The 19,662-nt window shown below is 52.6% G+C and carries 20 protein-coding genes; 13 read left to right on the top strand and 7 right to left on the bottom strand.

Going from position 1 to position 19,662, the window contains the following annotated elements; all coding sequences use genetic code 11:
* Window positions 1–52: 52 nt before the first annotated feature.
* From ppk1 to purM, 3 genes are all read right to left on the bottom strand, one after another.
* The gene (gene ppk1, locus FDW94_RS20065; RefSeq protein WP_032944192.1) at window positions 53–2,119 is read right to left on the bottom strand and encodes a polyphosphate kinase 1; all 2,067 of its coding nucleotides are present in this window, start codon (window positions 2,117–2,119) and stop codon (window positions 53–55) included.
* 216 nt (window positions 2,120–2,335) lie between these two features.
* Window positions 2,336–2,977, bottom strand: coding sequence for a phosphoribosylglycinamide formyltransferase (gene purN / locus FDW94_RS20060; protein WP_008785442.1), 642 nt, complete (start codon window positions 2,975–2,977; stop codon window positions 2,336–2,338).
* Window positions 2,974–4,011 (bottom strand): phosphoribosylformylglycinamidine cyclo-ligase, encoded by a 1,038-nt coding sequence (purM, locus tag FDW94_RS20055; protein ID WP_137378144.1) that lies wholly within the window; start codon window positions 4,009–4,011, stop codon window positions 2,974–2,976. The genes purN and purM overlap by 4 nt, the downstream gene beginning before the upstream one ends.
* Before the next feature lie 295 nt (window positions 4,012–4,306).
* On the opposite strand from purM, the gene FDW94_RS20050 reads away from it, so the two are divergent.
* From FDW94_RS20050 to FDW94_RS20035, 4 genes are all read left to right on the top strand, one after another.
* Complete coding sequence (locus FDW94_RS20050; protein WP_071446833.1) at window positions 4,307–5,737, top strand: 6-phospho-beta-glucosidase; 1,431 nt, start codon at window positions 4,307–4,309, stop codon at window positions 5,735–5,737.
* Between the two features lie 183 nt (window positions 5,738–5,920).
* Window positions 5,921–6,547: a uracil phosphoribosyltransferase gene (gene upp, locus FDW94_RS20045; protein WP_003835110.1), complete on the top strand. Its 627-nt coding sequence runs from the start codon at window positions 5,921–5,923 to the stop codon at window positions 6,545–6,547.
* 96 nt (window positions 6,548–6,643) lie between these two features.
* Window positions 6,644–7,933 (top strand): uracil permease, encoded by a 1,290-nt coding sequence (gene uraA / locus FDW94_RS20040; protein ID WP_003835107.1) that lies wholly within the window; start codon window positions 6,644–6,646, stop codon window positions 7,931–7,933.
* 95 nt (window positions 7,934–8,028) lie between these two features.
* Window positions 8,029–8,730, top strand: coding sequence for a DnaA inactivator Hda (locus tag FDW94_RS20035; RefSeq protein WP_211924219.1), 702 nt, complete (start codon window positions 8,029–8,031; stop codon window positions 8,728–8,730).
* Between the two features lie 35 nt (window positions 8,731–8,765).
* Here the strand turns inward: FDW94_RS20035 and arsC are convergent, their stop codons facing one another.
* Together arsC and bepA are read right to left on the bottom strand one after the other, a co-directional pair.
* Entirely contained in the window at window positions 8,766–9,125 is a 360-nt protein-coding gene (gene arsC, locus FDW94_RS20030; RefSeq protein WP_003037937.1) for an arsenate reductase (glutaredoxin), read from the bottom strand.
* Window positions 9,126–9,248: 123 nt separating this feature from the next.
* Window positions 9,249–10,712: a beta-barrel assembly-enhancing protease gene (bepA, locus tag FDW94_RS20025; protein ID WP_008785438.1), complete on the bottom strand. Its 1,464-nt coding sequence runs from the start codon at window positions 10,710–10,712 to the stop codon at window positions 9,249–9,251.
* Between the two features lie 226 nt (window positions 10,713–10,938).
* Between bepA and FDW94_RS20020 the strand changes: the two genes are divergently transcribed.
* The 4 genes from FDW94_RS20020 (at window position 10,939) to iadA (ending at window position 14,467) form a co-directional block, all read left to right on the top strand.
* Window positions 10,939–12,003: an AI-2E family transporter gene (locus FDW94_RS20020; protein ID WP_003037941.1), complete on the top strand. Its 1,065-nt coding sequence runs from the start codon at window positions 10,939–10,941 to the stop codon at window positions 12,001–12,003.
* Between the two features lie 166 nt (window positions 12,004–12,169).
* A complete protein-coding gene (locus tag FDW94_RS20015; RefSeq protein ID WP_137378143.1) occupies window positions 12,170–12,829 on the top strand; it encodes a nucleoside recognition domain-containing protein in 660 nt (219 codons plus the stop codon).
* Between the two features lies 1 nt (window position 12,830).
* On the top strand, window positions 12,831–13,292 hold the full coding sequence (locus FDW94_RS20010; RefSeq protein WP_003835099.1) for a YjiG family protein: 462 nt from the start codon (window positions 12,831–12,833) through the stop codon (window positions 13,290–13,292).
* A gap of 11 nt (window positions 13,293–13,303) precedes the next feature.
* On the top strand, window positions 13,304–14,467 hold the full coding sequence (gene iadA / locus FDW94_RS20005) for a beta-aspartyl-peptidase (RefSeq protein WP_137378142.1): 1,164 nt from the start codon (window positions 13,304–13,306) through the stop codon (window positions 14,465–14,467).
* 107 nt (window positions 14,468–14,574) lie between these two features.
* Here the strand turns inward: iadA and bcp are convergent, their stop codons facing one another.
* Window positions 14,575–15,045 (bottom strand): thioredoxin-dependent thiol peroxidase, encoded by a 471-nt coding sequence (gene bcp, locus FDW94_RS20000; RefSeq protein ID WP_003835095.1) that lies wholly within the window; start codon window positions 15,043–15,045, stop codon window positions 14,575–14,577.
* Window positions 15,045–15,617 (bottom strand): glycine cleavage system transcriptional repressor, encoded by a 573-nt coding sequence (locus tag FDW94_RS19995; protein WP_003037954.1) that lies wholly within the window; start codon window positions 15,615–15,617, stop codon window positions 15,045–15,047. Before FDW94_RS19995 ends, bcp begins: the two co-directional genes overlap by 1 nt.
* A 145-nt stretch (window positions 15,618–15,762) precedes the next feature.
* Between FDW94_RS19995 and dapA the strand changes: the two genes are divergently transcribed.
* The 5 genes from dapA to FDW94_RS24565 form a co-directional block, all read left to right on the top strand.
* Window positions 15,763–16,641: a 4-hydroxy-tetrahydrodipicolinate synthase gene (gene dapA, locus FDW94_RS19990; RefSeq protein WP_003037957.1), complete on the top strand. Its 879-nt coding sequence runs from the start codon at window positions 15,763–15,765 to the stop codon at window positions 16,639–16,641.
* A gap of 16 nt (window positions 16,642–16,657) precedes the next feature.
* Window positions 16,658–17,692 (top strand): outer membrane protein assembly factor BamC, encoded by a 1,035-nt coding sequence (gene bamC / locus FDW94_RS19985; RefSeq protein WP_003835088.1) that lies wholly within the window; start codon window positions 16,658–16,660, stop codon window positions 17,690–17,692.
* Between the two features lie 111 nt (window positions 17,693–17,803).
* Entirely contained in the window at window positions 17,804–18,517 is a 714-nt protein-coding gene (purC, locus tag FDW94_RS19980) for a phosphoribosylaminoimidazolesuccinocarboxamide synthase (RefSeq protein ID WP_003835086.1), read from the top strand.
* Window positions 18,518–18,645: 128 nt separating this feature from the next.
* Window positions 18,646–19,512, top strand: coding sequence for a neutral zinc metallopeptidase (locus tag FDW94_RS19975; protein WP_003037967.1), 867 nt, complete (start codon window positions 18,646–18,648; stop codon window positions 19,510–19,512).
* Window positions 19,513–19,527: 15 nt separating this feature from the next.
* Window positions 19,528–19,662 (top strand): hypothetical protein (locus FDW94_RS24565; RefSeq protein WP_249358654.1); only part of this gene is annotated, 135 nt, incomplete at its 3' end.

The following is a 19,662-nucleotide window of genomic DNA, read 5'->3' as shown; positions in this document are numbered from 1 at the left end:
GACCGCAGCAAATTCCTGCGGTCGTGGAGTCTTGTCGTGTATTGGCATATCTTTAGTCAGGTTGCTCGAGTGATTTGATGTAATCGTAAATCGCCAATTGTGACTGAACCTTACGGCGGTTTCCGCGCGGTACGTAGCGATTACTCAGTTCTTTATCAATAAAGCGGGCTTTCACCGTGTCGCTGAACAGGATATCGATAATATCCAGCACGCGTTGCTTAAGGCGCGGGTCAAGAAGTGGTGTGGCAACTTCGATACGATAGTCGATGTTTCTTGTCATCCAGTCAGCGGAGGAGAGATACACCTGCTTGTCACCCCCGTTCTCGAAGATATAGACCCGGTCATGTTCAAGATAGCGATCAACGATGCTGATAACGCGAATATTGTCGCTGATACCTTCCAGATTCGGAATCAAAGAACACATACCACGAATCAACAAATTGACCGGCACACCTGAGCTTGAGGCCGCATAGAGGCGGTCAACCAGACCTTTATCGACCAGGTTATTCAGTTTTAGCGTAATGCCGGAAGGCAGTCCTTGCTGCGCGTTGGCGATTTCTTTGTCGATCATCGCGTACAGCAGACGGCGTGAGTTCTGCGGGGAAACCAGCAGATAATCGAACGTCACCGGGCGATACGGGTTCTCGATGAAGTTAAACACCCGACGCACTTCGTTGGTAATGCGCGAATCGGCAGTTAGCAACGAGTAGTCGGTATACAGGCGTGCCGTTTTTTCGTTGAAGTTCCCCGTCCCGATATGCGCATAGCGCACGACTTCATCACCTTCTTTACGCGAGATAAGGAACAGTTTGGCGTGAATTTTCAGGCCTGGCGCGGAGAAGATGACGTGAACGCCTGCTTCGGTAAGACGCTTGGCCCAATGGATGTTGGCTTCTTCATCGAAGCGGGCCTGCAATTCCACCACCACGGTGACTTTCTTACCGTTGTGCGCGGCATGGATCATTGAATCTATGATGCGTGAATCTTTTGCCACACGGTAGATGTTGATCTTTATAGCCAGCACGCTCGGGTCGAAAGAGGCCTGGCGCAGCAGTTCAAGAACGTGCTCAAAGGTGTGATAGGGGTAATACAGCAGCACGTCGCGTTCGCGAACGGCGTCAAAGCCGTTACGAAACTTCTCGTTGTCGAACCAGATATGGCGCAGACGCGGCAGCGGTTTGTTCACCAGGTTAGCTTTGCCAACGTTAGGGAAGTTAATAAAGTCTTTGAAGTTATGGTAACGCCCGCCGGGAACAATCGAGTCGTAGCGAGAAATCGTCAGTTTTTCACGCAGTACTTCGACCAGTGCATTGGGCATGTCACGCTGATAGACAAAACGTACAGGTTCTGCGGTCAGACGCTGTTTCAGGCTGGATGACATCAGCTCCATCAGGCTCGATTCCATCTCGTGCACCAAATCGTATTCGGCGTCACGGGTCATTTTCATCGAATAGGCGTTCAGTGCGTCGTAATCAAAGAACCCTTTGAAAATGTCGTCAAGGCAGTAACGTAAGATGTTGTCCAGCAGGATCATCGGTTTGCGACGGCGCGGGGTTTCCGGCGGCAGATTCACAAAACGAGGAACCTTGTCGGAAGGAATTTCCAGCAGCGCGTAGCGGATCGTATCGCCACGGATAATTTCTACCGCCAGATAGGTGTAGTCATCTTTCAAAAACTGGACTAAATCCGTCTCGCGGTTAATCAGGATCGGCGTGATGTGCTGGCGAAGATATTGCTTGAAGTAATGACGCAACCAGCTTTGCTGATTGACCGACAACTGGCGTTCGTTGATTAAGAAAATCTGATTGCGCGCCATTTCCAACAGCAACTCGTTGTACAGGCCGTCAAATTCCTGATCGGCTTTTAATACGCGGGCCTGGATTTTGCCTAACAAATGGCGGGAGTGAGAGTTTGAACCCTGTTCTTCGCTAATAATGATTCGGCGCTTCAGTTCGGCAAAACGAACCTTATAAAACTCGTCGAGGTTATTGGAATAGATGCCTAAGAAACGCATCCGTTCGATCAACGGGTTTGACTTATCAGCAGCTTCCTGGAGTACACGTTCGTTGAACGCTAACCAGCTGAGTTCTTTCTCGATGTATAGCTTTTCCTGACCCATTACCACTTTTACTCCGTTTCATTCACGGGACACTACCGATTTATTATGGCGAGCATTGCTCTCAGATGTCCAACTGTGCCAGAAAAATATGACAATAAACCGTCTGATAGCAAAGAGAAAGGGGGAGCGTAGATGAATACCGGTGGTATTAACCGGAAAAGGTAGTTATGCCTGTAAGCCGGATGGTGACATTCGGCTTACAGGTTGGTTTTTTTATTATTCGTCGGCGGCGTAGCCTTGTGGAGGCAAACGAACGCCATCCAGCCATGCAGCGTTATCACGCATCTTCAGGCGACCGTCGATAAACCAGCTTACCACCAACGGGTAAATGGTATGTTCCTGAGCCTGAACCCGTGCCGTGACATCATCTTCGCTGTCGCCTTCAAATACTGGAACTTTGGCCTGGAGAATGACCGGTCCGCCGTCCAACTCATCCGTCACGAAATGGACTGAGGTACCATGTTCTTCATCGCCGTTTTCCAGTACCTGGCGATGCGTATGCAGGCCGGGATACTTCGGCAATAAAGACGGGTGGATATTCAGCAATCGTTCAGCATAGTGAGCGACAAACGCCGGGCTGAGGATACGCATATAACCGGCCAGCACCACGACATCGGGTGCATAGGCGTCAATCTCTTGTATCAGTTGGCGGTCGAATGCTTCGCGACTGGCAAACTGGGCGGCTTCCAGCGAGTGTGCCGGAATATTCGCTTCGCGTGCGCGCTCAAGGCCGAACGCATCGGCCTTGTTACTGAATACTGCACGTATGGTGCCATTGATTTTTTTCTGTTCGCAGGCGTCGATTATCGCCTGCAAATTACTTCCGTTGCCGGAAATGAGCACCACAATGTTTTTCATTCAATGACCACACGCTGTTCGGAATCAGAAGCTTTGATGATACCGATTTTCCATGCGTTTTCACCTTTCTCATTGAGCAAAGCAAGGGCTTTGTCCACTTCCGGAGCTGGCAGGGCGATAACCATACCTACACCGCAGTTAAAGGTGCGATACATCTCATGCTGGCTGACGTTACCCGCCGTTTGCAGCCAGTTGAAGATGGCTGGCCACTGCCATGAAGATTCGTCGATCACTGCCTGCGTGTTGTCTGGCAGAACGCGTGGAATATTTTCCCAGAAGCCGCCGCCGGTCAGGTGGGCAATGGCGTGCACATCAACCTTCTCGATCAGTTCCAGAATGGATTTCACGTAAATGCGGGTAGGGGCCAGTAAGTGATCGGCCAGCGGCTTGCCTTCAAGCTCGGTGGTTTCTGGGTCACAACCGCTGACTTCTACAATTTTACGCACCAGAGAGTAGCCGTTGGAGTGCGGGCCGCTGGAGCCGAGCGCAATCAGTACGTCACCGTCAGCCACTTTTGAACCGTCGATAATCTCTGATTTTTCGACGACGCCAACGCAGAAACCTGCCACGTCGTAATCTTCGCCGTGGTACATCCCCGGCATTTCAGCTGTTTCCCCACCGACCAGCGCACAGCCAGACTGCAGGCAGCCTTCGGCAATCCCGTTAATGACGCTGGCTGCGGTGTCCACATCCAGTTTGCCGGTTGCATAGTAGTCGAGGAAGAACAGCGGCTCAGCGCCCTGAACCACGAGGTCGTTGACGCACATTGCGACGAGGTCAATGCCGATAGTGTCGTGGCGTTTCAGATCCATCGCCAGACGCAGTTTTGTACCAACGCCATCAGTGCCGGAAACCAGTACCGGTTCACGATATTTTTGCGGCAATGCGCACAGCGCACCGAAGCCACCCAGACCACCCATAACTTCCGGACGACGAGTTTTCTTTACTACGCCTTTGATTCGATCAACCAGAGCATTACCTGCATCAATATCAACACCGGCATCTTTGTAGCTAAGAGAGGTTTTATCGGTCACTGCCTGCTTCCCCACATGTTTACTTGCAGTAAAAGTTAAATTCGGCGCAATTCTAACAGGGAAAGCAAACGTTTGCGAGCCTGCTCTGCATCAAGTTTTATCTGCTGGTTTTTTCAGCATTTTACAATCATTTATCTATTTGTTTGAGCTGCGCCACGAAAATGAAACCGGGTACAGTCTTGTGCTTGAATCCTGTTAGCCGAATGCACAGTATCGTACTGAAACCGGTTTCTATTTTCTGTTGCGGACCTCATCAACAGCGTTTTGCGCAGAGTCATCACGATAGGGGAAGGGTATGTCAGGATTTAAAGCAGATTTCATGTGGGGTGGTGCTGTCGCTGCTCATCAACTGGAAGGTGGCTGGCAGGAGGGCGGAAAAGGCGTCAGCGTTGCTGATGTCATGACCGCGGGAGCGCATGGTGTGGCGCGTGAAATTACCGACGGTGTGATTGCCGGTAAAAATTACCCTAACCATGAGGCCATCGATTTTTATCATCGCTATAAAGACGACATAAAGCTGTTTGCCGAAATGGGGTTTAAATGTTTTCGCACCTCTATTGCCTGGACACGTATTTTCCCCTTAGGCGATGAAGAACAACCCAATGAAGCTGGCCTACAGTTCTATGATGACCTGTTTGACGAATGCCTGAAATACGGCATTGAGCCGGTGATTACGCTGTCGCATTTTGAGATGCCTTACCATCTGGTGACGGAGTACGGCGGCTGGCGCAACCGCAAGCTTATCGATTTCTTTGTCCGTTTTGCCAGGGTGGTATTCACTCGTTACCAGCACAAAGTGAAGTACTGGATGACGTTTAATGAGATTAACAACCAGGCAAATTATCACGAAGATTTCGCGCCCTTTACTAACTCAGGTCTGAAATACCAGCCTGGCGAAGACCGCGAGCCGGTCATGTACCAGGCGGCGCACTATGAGCTGGTGGCAAGCGCGCTGGCGGTAAAGGTCGCGCGTGAGATTAACCCGGAATTACAAATAGGGTGCATGATTGCCATGTGTCCAATCTATCCGCTGACCTGCGCGCCAGACGATATGATGATGGCGATGAATGCCATGCACCGGCGTTACTGGTTTACTGACGTCCATGTGCGCGGCAAATACCCGCGGCATCTTCTCAACTACTTTGCCCGTCGTGGCTTTGAACTGGATATCACCGAGGAAGACCGTCAGGCGCTGGCCAAGGGCTGCGTTGATTACATCGGCTTTAGCTATTATATGTCTTTCGCGACCCAGGCAACGGCGGACAACCCACAGCTGGATTACGACGAGTCGAAAAGCCTGGTTTCCAACCCGTACGTGCAGAAATCGGACTGGGGCTGGCAGATTGATCCGGTTGGCCTGCGTTATTCACTGAACTGGTTCTGGGATCATTATCAGCTGCCACTATTTATTGTGGAGAATGGATTTGGCGCCATTGATGTGCGCGAGGACGATGGTACAGTTAACGACCAGTACCGTATCGACTACCTTGCCGCCCACATACGTGAGATGAAAAAAGCGGTGGTGGAAGATGGCGTGGATCTGATGGGATATACCCCGTGGGGCTGCATTGATTTAGTCTCTGCCGGAACAGGGGAGATGAAAAAACGCTACGGGTTTATCTATGTCGATAAAAATAATGACGGTAGCGGGACATTAACGCGCTCACCTAAAAAATCTTTTTCGTGGTATCAAAAAGTCATCCAGACCAATGCTGAATATCTTTAAAATTCATAGCATTGACAGCAACCCCCGCCATCAGTGCGGGGCTTGTTTTATACTCATCATTCAGACGCAAATGACTTTGGTTGATCCATATCAAGCGTATGCAGTGTTGCGCCAGAGAGGAAAAGCGGTATAATCCGGCGATTTTTTTTGTGGTTGCCATTCGTCTGAGGAAAGGAGAAGAGTATGAAGATCGTGGAAGTCAAACACCCACTCGTCAAACACAAGCTGGGACTGATGCGTGAAAACGACATCAGCACTAAACGCTTTCGTGAACTCGCCTCGGAAGTTGGCAGTCTGCTGACTTATGAAGCAACCGCTGGTCTGGAAACCGAAAAGGTGACCATTGAAGGCTGGAACGGTCCAGTTGAAGTTGACCAAATCAAAGGCAAAAAAATCACCGTTGTGCCTATCCTGCGTGCGGGTCTGGGCATGATGGAAGGCGTTCTGGAAAACGTTCCGAGCGCGCGTATCAGCGTTGTTGGTATGTACCGTAACGAAGAGACGCTGGAGCCGGTTCCGTATTTCCAGAAGCTGGTTTCTAACATCGATGAGCGTATGGCGCTGATCGTTGACCCAATGCTGGCAACCGGCGGCTCTGTTATCGCCACTATCGATCTGCTGAAAAATGCAGGCTGCACCAGCATTAAAGTGCTGGTCCTGGTTGCGGCACCGGAAGGTATCGCGGCACTGGAAAAAGCGCACCCGGATGTGGAACTGTACACCGCCTCCATCGATCAGGGACTGAACGAGCACGGATACATTATTCCGGGGCTCGGCGATGCCGGCGATAAGATTTTTGGTACTAAGTAAACGAATAAGTGAAAAGAAGCCGACTTTAAGAGTCGGCTTTTTTTTGAATAAAACAACCCAATGGCTAATAACAAACAACACTCAGAGGAAAACACTATGACGCGCCGTGCTATCGGGGTGAGTGAAAGACCGCCGCTTTTACAGACAATCCCGCTTAGTTTGCAGCACCTGTTCGCCATGTTTGGCGCAACGGTACTGGTGCCAGTCCTGTTCCACATCAACCCGGCTACCGTTCTGCTGTTTAACGGCATTGGTACGTTGCTGTATCTCTTTATTTGTAAGGGTAAAATTCCCGCATATCTGGGTTCCAGCTTTGCCTTTATTTCCCCGGTACTGCTGCTGCTGCCGTTAGGGTATGAAGTGGCGCTGGGCGGTTTCATTATGTGTGGCGTCCTGTTCTGCCTGGTTTCTTTCATTGTTAAGAAGGCAGGAACCGGCTGGCTGGATGTCATGTTCCCGCCTGCGGCGATGGGCGCAATCGTTGCCGTCATCGGTCTGGAGCTGGCTGGCGTTGCTGCGGGTATGGCGGGGTTACTGCCTGCTGAGGGGCAATTACCGGATTCAAAAACCATCATCATTTCTATGGTAACGCTGGCGGTAACGGTCTTTGGTTCAGTATTGTTCCGCGGTTTTATGGCGATTATCCCGATTCTGATCGGGGTGCTGGCCGGTTATGCGCTCTCCTTCGTGATGGGCGTTGTGGACACTACGCCAATTGCGCAGGCCCACTGGTTCGCGCTGCCGACGTTCTACACGCCGCGTTTTGAGTGGGTTGCCATTCTGACCATCCTGCCAGCGGCGCTGGTGGTCATCGCTGAACACGTCGGGCATCTGGTGGTGACGGCGAATATCGTGAAAAAAGATTTGATTCGCGATCCTGGCCTGCATCGTTCTATGTTTGCCAACGGTCTGTCTACGGTAATCTCTGGTTTCTTCGGCTCTACGCCGAACACCACGTACGGCGAAAATATCGGCGTAATGGCGATCACCCGCGTTTACAGTACCTGGGTTATCGGTGGTGCGGCAATTTTCGCCATTCTTCTCTCCTGCGTGGGTAAACTGGCGGCGGCGATCCAAATTATCCCACTGCCGGTTATGGGCGGCGTATCACTGCTGCTGTACGGTGTGATTGGTGCTTCTGGTATTCGCGTACTGATCGAGTCGAAGGTTGACTATAACAAGGCGCAGAACCTGATCCTGACCTCGGTTATTTTGATCATCGGCGTAAGTGGCGCGAAAGTTCACATCGGTGCCGCAGAGCTGAAAGGCATGGCGCTGGCGACCATTGTTGGTGTCTGTCTGAGCCTGATTTTCAAAGTTATCAGCCTGCTGCGTCCGGAAGAAGTCGTGCTTGACGCGAAAGATGCAGACAGTCCGCAACAGTAAATCTCTGACCGGGCGGCAGCGCTGCCCGGTTCTATCGCGACGTATTTCTGTGTTAAACTCAACGCGATTTTATGAAATCCTGGGTTGAGGTATCTCTGAACACACCGGCACAGCTCTCTTTGCCACTTTATCTTCCTGACGACGAAACTTTCGCAAGTTTCTGGCCGGGGGATAACTCCTCTTTACTGGCTGCACTGCAAAACGTGCTGCGTCAGGAACATAGCGGGTATATTTATCTCTGGTCGCGTGAAGGCGCTGGCCGTAGTCATTTGCTGCATGCAGCCTGTGCGGAACTGTCCGCGCGCGGCGATGCGGTAGGCTACGTGCCGCTCGACAAACGCACCTGGTTCGTCCCCGAGGTGCTAGACGGGATGGAGCATTTATCGCTGGTTTGCATTGATAACATCGAATGTGTGGCCGGCGATTCGCTGTGGGAAATGGCGATCTTTGATCTCTACAACCGTATCCTGGAGTCGGGGAAAACGCGTTTGCTGATCACCGGCGATCGTCCACCAAGACAGCTGAATCTGGGGTTGCCGGATCTCGCCTCACGCCTGGACTGGGGGCAAATCTACAAGCTACAACCGCTTTCCGATGAAGATAAGCTGCAGGCGTTGCAATTACGCGCCAGACTTCGTGGATTTGAACTGCCGGAAGATGTGGGACGTTTTCTGCTGAAACGTCTGGATCGTGAAATGCGAACGCTGTTTATGACGCTGGATCAGCTTGATCATGCGTCGATCACCGCCCAGCGTAAGCTGACCATTCCGTTCGTAAAAGAAATTCTGAAGCTGTAAGCGCCGCAGCCGAGAAGACTGCGGCAGGTTGCAGGTTAACCGACGATTTCCAGTACCTGCTCAGGCGGGCGTCCAATTCGAGCCTGACCTTTGGCAACCACAATCGGGCGCTCCATCAGTTTCGGGTTTTCCACCATTGCCTGAATCAGCGCATCTTCACTCAGATTTTTGTCCGCCAGGTTAAGCGATTTATAGAGATCCTCTTTCTGGCGCATCAGTTCACGCGCGCTGGACATACCGAGCATTTGCAGCAGTTCGCGCAGGGTTGCTGCGTCAGCCGGCGTTTCCAGATACAACACCACTTCTGGGTCCACGCCGTTGGACTTCAGTAATTCCAGCGTTTCACGGCTCTTGGAGCAGCGTGGGTTATGGTAGATTTTAATCGCGTCTGACATGACTTCTCCTTGCATAACAATACTGCCGGATGGCGGCCAAAAGACCTTATCCGGCCTACATATTGCGTCTGACGTAGGCCGGATAAGACGCTACAGCGTCGCCATCCGGCAAGGGTTCGATAATTACATCTTCGTGTACGGTTTAAAGCGTTCTTGCAGCTGGCGTAGCTGGTCAATACGGGCATCGTATCTGGCCTGCTGCTGGCTACCCAGTTTCACCTGAGAGCTTGCGCTGCTGAGCATCGAAATAGCCTGATCCAGACGTCCCGCGAGGGCATACCCCTCCGCGCGCGCCGCCAGCTCCTGATCGCGGTTGCTCAGGTTGGCTTCTGTTTGCGCTAACAGATCCCAGCCGTTAGGGTCATCTTTATGGTTAAACGTATAGCGATTCAGGATGGTCGCCGCCTCTTTGGCTTGTCCACCCTGTAAATAGGCATTCGCCAGGTTGAGCTGCAGAACCGGGTTAGTGCGCAGGTCGCGGGCGTTTTTCAGGCGGTTAATGGCATCACTGGTTTTCTTCTGGCCGAGATCGATATCTGTTGCCAGGTCGAGATACCAGGCATTGTTAGGATCCGCCGCCAGCAGCGGTTGCAGCGCTTTACGCGCCTCGTCGTATTTACTGGCTTCCATCGCCTGCAATGCCCGGCCATACTGCGCCGCACGTTGCTCACGTACGTTGCCTTTCGACCAGCTACTCAGCAGGTCATCGGTCAACTGGTTACGACCAGAGTTGTACATGCCTAAGGTTCGTGCCTTAGCCAGATAAAAATCTTCTGACGACTGGACGACCACCGGGCGCATCTGGTTGGCGCGGTTACGGGCATCAGACAGACGGCTTTCCGGCAGGGGGTGAGTCAGCAAAATTTCCGGCGGACGCGAAGAGTAACGAGCCTGGTCGAGCAGTTTTTCCAGGAACGTTGGCATGGCCTGGGGATCGAATCCCGAGCGTTGCAGCACCTGAATACCGATGCGGTCTGCTTCCTGTTCGTTTTGCTGCGTAAAGCTGATCATTCCCTGACGTGTACCCGCCAGCGTACCGGTCAGCGCCGCCATACCCGCCTGCGGGCTGGCCATTGCTAATAAAATTGAACCTAATGCGCCAACCCACGTTAGCGGTGCGCTGCGTTTCTGATCTTCCATGGCACGCGCCAGGTGACGCTGTGTAACGTGGGAAATTTCGTGCGCCATAACCGATGCCAGCTGGCTTTCGTTGTCGGAATAGCGGAATAGTGCGGAGTGCAGGACAACGTTGCCGCCAAAGAAAGCAAAGGCGTTGATTTCATCGTTGTTAATCAAAAAGAAGGTGAAGGGCGTTTTTACCGAGTCGGCGTGCGAGACCAGACGCATCCCCAGCGCATTAATGTATTGGGTGAGCAATGGATCGTTAATTAATGGCGCACTGCCGCGCAGTTGGCGTACGTAATAATCGCCCATCTGCATTTCCTGTCCTATGGAAAGCGTACTGCCTGCCGACGTTCCCATATCAGGCAGGGTGTCCGCAGTATCAGCAAATGCGGGCGCAACCTGACCGATAGTCAGTGCGGCAATGAGGGTAGCAACCAGGTTTTTTTTCAACTGCCTGAACATAACCTCTGTCCTGTATTCTTTTTTGAGATAGCCATTTGACCGATGCTGTGAAGTATCGTTCACACTCCGCAAGCTTACGGAGTGTAACTGCGAAACCTGGCGATGAACACCCAGGAAAAATGTCTTTTCACTTTGCGTAATCAGCCATAAAAAGCGAAGTCTTTTTTGTGACATTTCGATACAATTCGGGATCGCAATCCCGCTATTGGGTTCATGGAAGGGTTTTATGCTCGAAATGTTGATGCAATGGTATCGTCGCCGCTTTAGCGACCCCGAAGCCATCGCCCTGCTGATTATTCTTGTTGCCGGTTTTGGCATCCTGTTTTTCTTTAGCGGTCTTTTGGCGCCGCTGCTGGTCGCCATTGTGCTGGCGTACCTGCTTGAATGGCCGACAGTGCGGCTGGAACATATTGGGTGTTCACGGCGTTGGGCGACATCGATTGTGCTGGTGGTGTTTGTCGGTATTTTACTGCTGATGGCTTTTGTGGTGATGCCCGTTGCGTGGCAGCAGGGAATTTACCTGATCCGCGACATGCCCGGCATGCTCAATAAATTGTCTGATTTTGCCGCCACCTTGCCACGACGTTACCCGGCGCTGATGGATGCGGGCATCATTGATGCGATGGCGGAAAATATGCGCTCGCGAATGCTCACCATGGGCGATTCGGTGGTGAAATATTCGCTGGCCTCACTGGTCGGTTTGCTGACGCTGGCGGTTTACCTGGTTCTCGTCCCATTGATGGTGTTCTTTCTGATCAAAGATAAAGGCCAGATGCTGAACGCCGTGCGCCGGGTGCTGCCGCGTAACCGCGGGCTGGCGGGGCAGGTATGGAAAGAGATGAATCAGCAAATCACCAACTATATCCGCGGGAAGGTGCTGGAAATGGTGGTGGTCGGCGTAGCAACCTGGCTCGGCTTCCTGCTGTTTGGTCTCAACTATTCGCTGCTGCTGGCGGTGTTGGTCGGGTTCTCGGTGCTGATCCCGTATATCGGCGCTTTTGTGGTGACGATTCCGGTGGTTGGCGTGGCGCTGTTCCAGTTCGGGCTTGGCACCGAGTTCTGGAGCTGTTTTGCCGTGTACCTGATAATCCAGGCACTGGACGGCAATTTGCTGGTTCCCGTGCTGTTCTCCGAGGCGGTCAATCTGCATCCACTGGTGATTATTCTCTCCGTGGTGATTTTCGGCGGTCTGTGGGGATTCTGGGGCGTATTCTTTGCGATTCCTCTGGCGACGTTAATCAAAGCGGTAATGCATGCCTGGCCGGATGGTCAGGTCGTTGACGAACCCTAATCTACAGGTTCCGGCGATGCAATGTCGCCGGAACTGAACTTGTCTGACCTCTATCCACACTTTCTGAATAATCTCCTCTGGTGTCGTTTTTCTCCGCGTTTGTCTTTAACTTGACCATCGTGATGTCTTTTAGACACACAAGGATTAAGGCCAACAGGAGAACAAAATGGGTCGCAGCACACACACGCAGCAAAAGGTGGGATGGGGTGGTTATCTCGCTTTTTTTATTACGATTATTCTTTTTTCCGGCATGTTTGCGAAAAGTACCGAATGGTGGCGGGTATTTGACTTCACCGTCCTCAACGGTGCGTTTGGGCAGATTAATGCTGCGGGCGACACGGCGGTCTCTTTTCGTGGTACAGGGGGGATGGGGGCAAAAGACGGCTTCTTATTCGCGCTTGAGCTGGCGCCTTCCGTCATTCTTTCGCTCGGGATTATTTCTGTCACCGAAGGGCTGGGTGGGTTGCGCGCGGCACAACAGCTGATGACGCCGGTCCTGCGTCCGTTACTGGGCATTCCGGGTATTTGTTCGCTGGCGTTGATTGCGAATTTGCAAAATACCGATGCCGCGGCCGGGATGACCAAAGAAATGGCGGAAGAGGGCATTATCACAGAGCAGGAACGCGCTATTTTTGCCTGCTGGCAAACCAGCGGCAGCGCATGCATTACCAACTATTTTTCTTCTGGCGCAGCGCTGTTTACGATGGTGACCGTTCCGGTGATTACGCCGCTGGCGGTGATCCTTGTCTTCAAATTTGTGGGCGCGAACCTGTTGCGTGTGTGGATCGCGCAGCTGGAAAATCGCCGTATGCAGCAGGAGGCGTGAGATGACAACGCAGGTACGTAAAAACGTCATGGATATGTTTATCGATGGCGCACGGCGCGGGTTTACCATTGCAACAACCAGTCTGTTGCCTAACGTGGTGATGGCGTTTGTGATTATTCAGGCGCTGAAGGTGACAGGGCTGCTCGAGGTTGTAGGGCGGGTATGCGAGCCGGTAATGGCGCTGTGGGGGCTACCGGGGGAATCTGCCACTGTGCTGCTGGCAGCGGTGATGAGTATGGGAGGCGGCGTCGGCGTGTGCGCCAGCCTGGTTGTCGCCGGAACGCTTTCGGGACATGATGCCACGGTGTTGTTACCGGCTATCTACCTGATGGGAAATCCGGTGCAAAATGTGGGCCGTTGTCTGGGGACCGCGGGGGTTCATCCTCGTTATTACCCGCTAATTATTGCGGTATGCGTCATTAATGCGCTGCTCTCTATTTGGGTTATGCAGGTTATTGCCTGACAAGGAAGGTTATGAACTGTTCAATTCTTGATTTGACGTTGTTCCAGCAGGGACACGTGTATGCGCCGGAAGATTTAGGGCGACAGGATATACTGGTCTCCGGCAGCAAAATTGTTGCCATCGCCCCGTCAATTTCTCCTGAAGACTTTCCCGGTTGCGAGTGTATCAATCTTGACGGCGCGATTGTATGCCCAGGATTTATCGATCAACACGTCCATCTTATTGGCGGCGGTGGGGAAGCGGGGCCGCATACCCGCACGCCGGAAGTGCGCTTGTCACGGCTGGTTGAAGCTGGTGTCACGTCGGTGGTGGGTTTGCTGGGTACCGATGGCATTACCCGTCACCCTGAATCGCTGCTGGCAAAAACCCGCGCGCTGGAGTTTGAAGGTATCAGCGCCTGGATGCTGACCGGGGCGTACTCTCTGCCTTCCCCGACTATCACCGGCAGCATCGATCGCGACGTGGCGCTGATCGATAAAGTGATTGGCGTGAAGTGTGCGGTTTCGGACCATCGTTCTTCAGCCCCGGATACCTCGGCGCTGGCAAATATGGCGGCACAGTCGCGTGTCGGCGGATTGTTAGGGCGCAAACCGGGGATCAGCGTTTTCCATATGGGCGACAGCTCGCGCATGCTGGAACCGTTGTACCAGATCCTTGGCTGTTGCGATGTGCCGATTACTAAACTGTTGCCGACACACGTTAACCGTGCGGAACCGCTGTTCCAGGCAGCGCTGGAGTATGCCCGTAAAGGCGGTTATATCGACATTACCAGCAGCATTGATGAGCCCGTCGACCCGGCCACGGCTATCGCCACAGCGCTGCGCCAGAACGTGCCGCTGTCGCGCATTACCCTTAGCTCAGATGGCAACGGCAGCCAGCCGGAATTTGATGAGCTTGGCAATCTCACCGGAATCGGTGTCGCGGGGTTTGAATCACTGGCTGAGACGGTGCGTCAGTTGGTGAAGGTTCATGCCATACCGCTGGAACAGGCGCTGTGTCCGCTGACGCGTACGGTCGCAGAATTTTTGGCACTGGAGCATAAAGGGCGTCTGGCGGTGGGATGCGATGCGGACATTCTGGTGCTCAACGACGCGCTGGAAGTTCATCACCTGTGGGCGAAGGGAAAAGCCGTAGTCAGGGAGCAGAAAGCGTGTGTGAAAGGGACGTTTGAGTAACCGGGCGGTCATCTGCCGGATGTCGACGCTAACGCGTCTTATCCGGCCTACGTGCGTGCATTTGTAGGCCGGATAAGGCGTTCACGCCGCCATCCGGCATTTCACGGTCAGGCGTTCTCTTTCAGCCAATTCATTACCACGTCGTGGTGGTTGCTGGTTTTGAAGTCATCAAACACATGCTCAATTTTCCCTTCGGCATCAATCAGGAAGCTGATGCGGTGGATGCCATCGTAGGTTTTGCCCATAAATGACTTCTCACCCCAGACGCCGAACTGCTCGCAAACCTGATGATCTTCATCGGACAGGAGCGTGAAATTCAGGACTTCTTTCTCCGCGAATCGGGAAAGCTTCTCTGGTTTGTCGGTGCTGATCCCCAGCACTTCAACACCCGCTTTTTTTAACTCATCCATGTTATCGCGCAGGCCGCAGGCCTGTACGGTACAGCCGGGTGTCATGGCTTTCGGGTAAAAATAAACCAGAACACGCTGTCCCTGGAAGTCGGTTAAATTTACTTGTTCTCCGTCTTGATCCGGCAAGCTAAATTTCGGTGCGATATCACCGGCTTTCAGTGGGTTCATTACTTAACTCCATCCTGTTCATCATGCTGTGAGTAATTGACGACGTTAATACTGCCTTGCGCATTGAGTTCTGTACAGAGTGCTTTAAACGCATCTTCAATATTTGCCGAATCATGTGACGCAGGACTATGTGCGGTAATTTGAATAAACAACTGCGCCGCCTTTCCATTCTCAGCCGGTTGCGTGCGTGAAACCAGTTCCGCAATATTCATTTGGTGGCTGTCAAACAGAGCGGTGAAGCGTTCAATCAAATGGGGAGAATCAGGGACATCGACCTGCACCCATACCGTAGCAGGCATCGCCGGACGGGGGCGCGCGGTCGTGCGCTTCATCACAATGAGTAAATCCAGCTCTGCGCCTTTTAAGGGCAGGGTTGATTCAATCAGGGTGATGGCATTCCAGGTGCCCGACAGCAACATGATAAACGTGAACTCATCACCCAGCATGGCCAGTCGGCTGTCTTCGATATTACAGCCGCAACTGCTGACATGACGCGTGATGGTGTTCACAATTCCTGGGCGATCGGCACCCAGCGCAGTAATGACCAGATAGTGTTGCGATGACGATGTCAAACCTGTTCTTCCTTTGAGCGGTGAGGTAATCATAAGGAAAGCATAAAAAAAACATGCATACAACAATCAGAACGGCTCTGGTCGCTTGCTTTTATTGTCGTACCAAACGTACCATTGAGACACTTGTTTGCACAGAGGATGGCCCATGTTCACGGGAAGTATTGTCGCGCTTGTTACGCCGATGGATGAGAAAGGTAAAGTCTGCCGGTCGAGCCTGAAAAAACTGATTGATTATCATGTCGCCAGCGGCACCTCGGCGATCGTTTCTGTTGGCACCACCGGTGAGTCCGCCACCCTGAGTCATGATGAACATGGCGATGTGGTGATGATGACGCTGGAACTGGCTGACGGGCGTATTCCGGTGATTGCCGGAACCGGCGCCAATGCGACCGCGGAAGCCATTAGTCTGACGCAGCGTTTCAACGACAGCGGTGTTGTCGGCTGCCTGACGGTGACGCCTTACTACAACCGCCCAACCCAGGAAGGTTTGTTCCAGCATTTCAAAGCCATCGCTGAGCATACTGACCTGCCGCAAATTCTGTATAATGTGCCGTCCCGTACTGGCTGCGATATGCTGCCGGAAACCGTGGGTCGTCTGGCGAAAGTTAAAAATATTATCGCTATTAAAGAGGCCACGGGGAACTTAAGTCGCGTTCACCAGATCAAAGAGCTGGTTTCGGACGACTTTATTCTGCTCAGCGGTGATGACGCGACCGGACTGGATTTTATGCAGCTCGGTGGTCATGGCGTGATTTCCGTAACGTCTAACGTTGCGGCACGTGATATGGCTGAAATGTGCAAACTGGCGGCAGCCGGGCAATTTGCCGAGGCGCGGGTGATTAACCAGCGTCTGATGCCGTTACACAACAAACTATTTGTCGAACCCAATCCTATCCCCGTGAAATGGGCGTGTAAGGAGTTGGGACTTGTGGCGACCGATACGCTACGTCTGCCGATGACGCCAATCACGGACAATGCTCGTGAAATCGTCAAAGCGGCGCTTAAGCATGCCGGTTTGCTGTAAAGTTTAGGGAGATTTGATGGCTTACTCAGTACAAAAGTCGCGCCTGGCCAAGGTTGCGGGTGTTTCGCTTGTTATGTTGCTCGCGGCCTGTAGCTCTGACTCGCGCTATAAGCGCCAGGTGAGCGGTGATGAATCCTATCTGGAGGCCGCACCGCTTGCTGAGCTTCATGCTCCAGCTGGGATGATTTTGCCGGTTATGTCGGGCGACTATAATATCCCGGTAACCAACGGCAGTGGTGCCGTGGGTAAAGCGCTGGATATTCGTCCACCGGCTCAGCCGTTAGCATTAGTCACCGGTGCTCGCACACAGATCGCGGGTGATACGTCGACATTACTGGTGGAAAACGGTCGTGGCAACACACTGTGGCCGCAGGTCGTTAGCGTCATTCAGTCTAAAAACTACACGATCACCAAACGTGATGATGCCAGCCAGACGTTGACCACCGACTGGGTTGACTGGAACCGTCTGGATGAAGACGAGCAGTACCGTGGACGTTATCAAATCTCGGTTAAACCGCAGGGCTATCAGCAAGCGGTAACGGTGAAACTGGTTAACCTCGAGCAGGCGGGTAAACCCGTAGCCGATGCGGCATCAATGCAGCGTTACAGCGCTGAGATGATGAACGTTATCTCTGCTGGTCTGGATAAGAACGCCACCGACGCCGCGAATGCCGCGCAGAACCGCTCTGCAGCCACCATGGATGTTCAGAGCGCCGCCGATGACACCGGTTTACCAATGCTGGTGGTACGTGGACCGTTCAACGTGGTGTGGCAGCGTCTGCCGGCAGCGCTTGAGAAAGTGGGGATGAAGGTAACCGACAGCACCCGTTCTCAGGGCAGCATCGCGGTGACCTACAAACCACTGTCCGATAGCAACTGGCAGGAGTTGGGCGCAAGCGATCCGGGTCTGGTATCCGGCGACTATAAACTGCAGGTCGGTGATTTAGACAACCGCAGCAGCTTGCAGTTTATCGATCCGAAGGGGCATACCCTGACGCAAAGCCAGAACGACGCGCTGGTCGCCGTCTTCCAGGCAGCGTTCAGTAAGTAAAAATAAAGGGCTGGATAACTCCAGCCCTTTTTTTCTGATATGATACGCAAACGTGTGCGTCGGCAGAAAAACGCAATATTTATCGTTAATTCACACCCAGGAGTAATAAAGATGCAAAAGCAAGCTGAGTTGTATCGTGGTAAAGCGAAGACCGTATACAGCACGGAAAACCCGGACCTGTTGGTGCTCGAATTCCGCAATGATACGTCAGCAGGGGATGGCGCGCGCATTGAACAGTTTGACCGTAAAGGCATGGTGAACAACAAATTCAACCATTTCATTATGACTAAACTGCAAGAAGCGGGTATTCCTACCCAGATGGAGCGACTGCTTTCTGATACCGAATGTCTGGTGAAAAAACTGGAGATGGTACCGGTTGAATGTGTGGTACGTAACCGCGCGGCAGGCTCTCTGGTTAAGCGTTTAGGCGTTGAGGAAGGTATTGAACTGAATCCGCCGCTGTTTGATCTGTTCCTGAAAAACGATGCTATGCACGATCCAATGATTAACGATTCCTATTGCGAAACTTTTGGTTGGGTGAGCAAAGAGAATCTGGCACGTATGAAAGAGCTGACCTACAAAGCTAACGACGTGCTGAAAAAGATGTTTGATGATGCTGGTCTGATTCTGGTCGACTTCAAACTTGAGTTTGGTTTGTATAAAGGTGAAGTGGTCCTGGGTGATGAATTCTCACCGGACGGTAGCCGCCTGTGGGACAAAGAAACGCTGGATAAAATGGACAAAGATCGCTTCCGCCAGAGTCTGGGCGGCCTGATCGAAGCCTATGAAGCCGTCGCGCATCGCCTGGGTGTGAAGTTAGACTAATCTTCCCCTGAGCCGGCGATCGCTCTCCGGCTCATTAACCCCACCTGATTTGATTACTATTTCTTATGGTAATCCTGTTCCGAACCGCCTACGATCATCATCATAATGAATAAAAAGTTGAGGTGATTATGCGCTGGCAAGGGCGTCGTGAAAGTGACAACGTGGAAGACAGACGAAACAGCTCTGGCGGCGGCCCCTCTATGGGTGGGCCTGGTTTTCGTCTGCCCAGTGGTAAAGGCGGCATCATCCTGCTGATTGTGGTGCTGGTGGCGGGTTATTATGGCGTGGATCTCACCGGGCTAATGACTGGCCAGCCGGTCTCCCAACAGCAATCATCACGCTCCATCAGCCCAAACGATGATGAAGCGGCAAAATTTACCTCGGTGATTCTGGCTACAACAGAAGACACCTGGGGACAGCAGTTTGAAAAAATGGGCCGCACCTACCAACAGCCGAAGCTGGTGATGTACCGGGGCGCGACGCGTACCGGCTGCGGCGCGGGTCAGTCCGTGATGGGGCCGTTTTATTGCCCGGCAGATGGTACGGTTTACATCGACCTTTCATTCTATGACGACATGAAAAACAAGCTGGGCGCCGATGGTGATTTTGCTCAGGGCTATGTTATCGCCCATGAAGTGGGTCACCACGTGCAGAAACTGCTGGGCATTGAACCTAAAGTTCGTCAGATGCAGCAGAATGCCTCACAGGCAGAAGTGAACCGTCTTTCCGTTCGAATGGAACTGCAGGCGGACTGCTTTGCCGGTGTCTGGGGCCACAGCATGCAGCAGCAGGGCGTACTGGAGTCTGGTGACCTGGAAGAGGCACTGAACGCCGCACAGGCCATTGGTGACGATCGTCTGCAACAGCAGGGACAAGGACGCGTCGTGCCGGACAGCTTTACTCACGGAACCTCTGAACAGCGTTTTACCTGGTTCAAACGCGGCTTTGACAGCGGCGATCCGGGGCAATGTAATACTTTTGGTAAAGGTATTTAAGATACTGAGGCAGGGATGTCCGATAACACGGCGCTGAGCGCGTTAACCGAACAAATGACCCACGAAGGGATCCGTCGTCTGCTGATTATCAGCGGCGAGGATAACTGGTGTCAGGAACAGGCATTAGCGCTACGTAGCACGTTACCCGGC

The sequence above is a fragment of the Citrobacter sp. wls757 genome (assembly GCF_005280935.1).
In the GTDB taxonomy this organism is placed as follows: Bacteria; Pseudomonadota; Gammaproteobacteria; order Enterobacterales; family Enterobacteriaceae; genus Citrobacter; species Citrobacter portucalensis.
The sequence above is the reverse complement of the archived record's forward strand: the minus strand, read 5'-3'. Positions and strand labels throughout refer to the sequence as shown.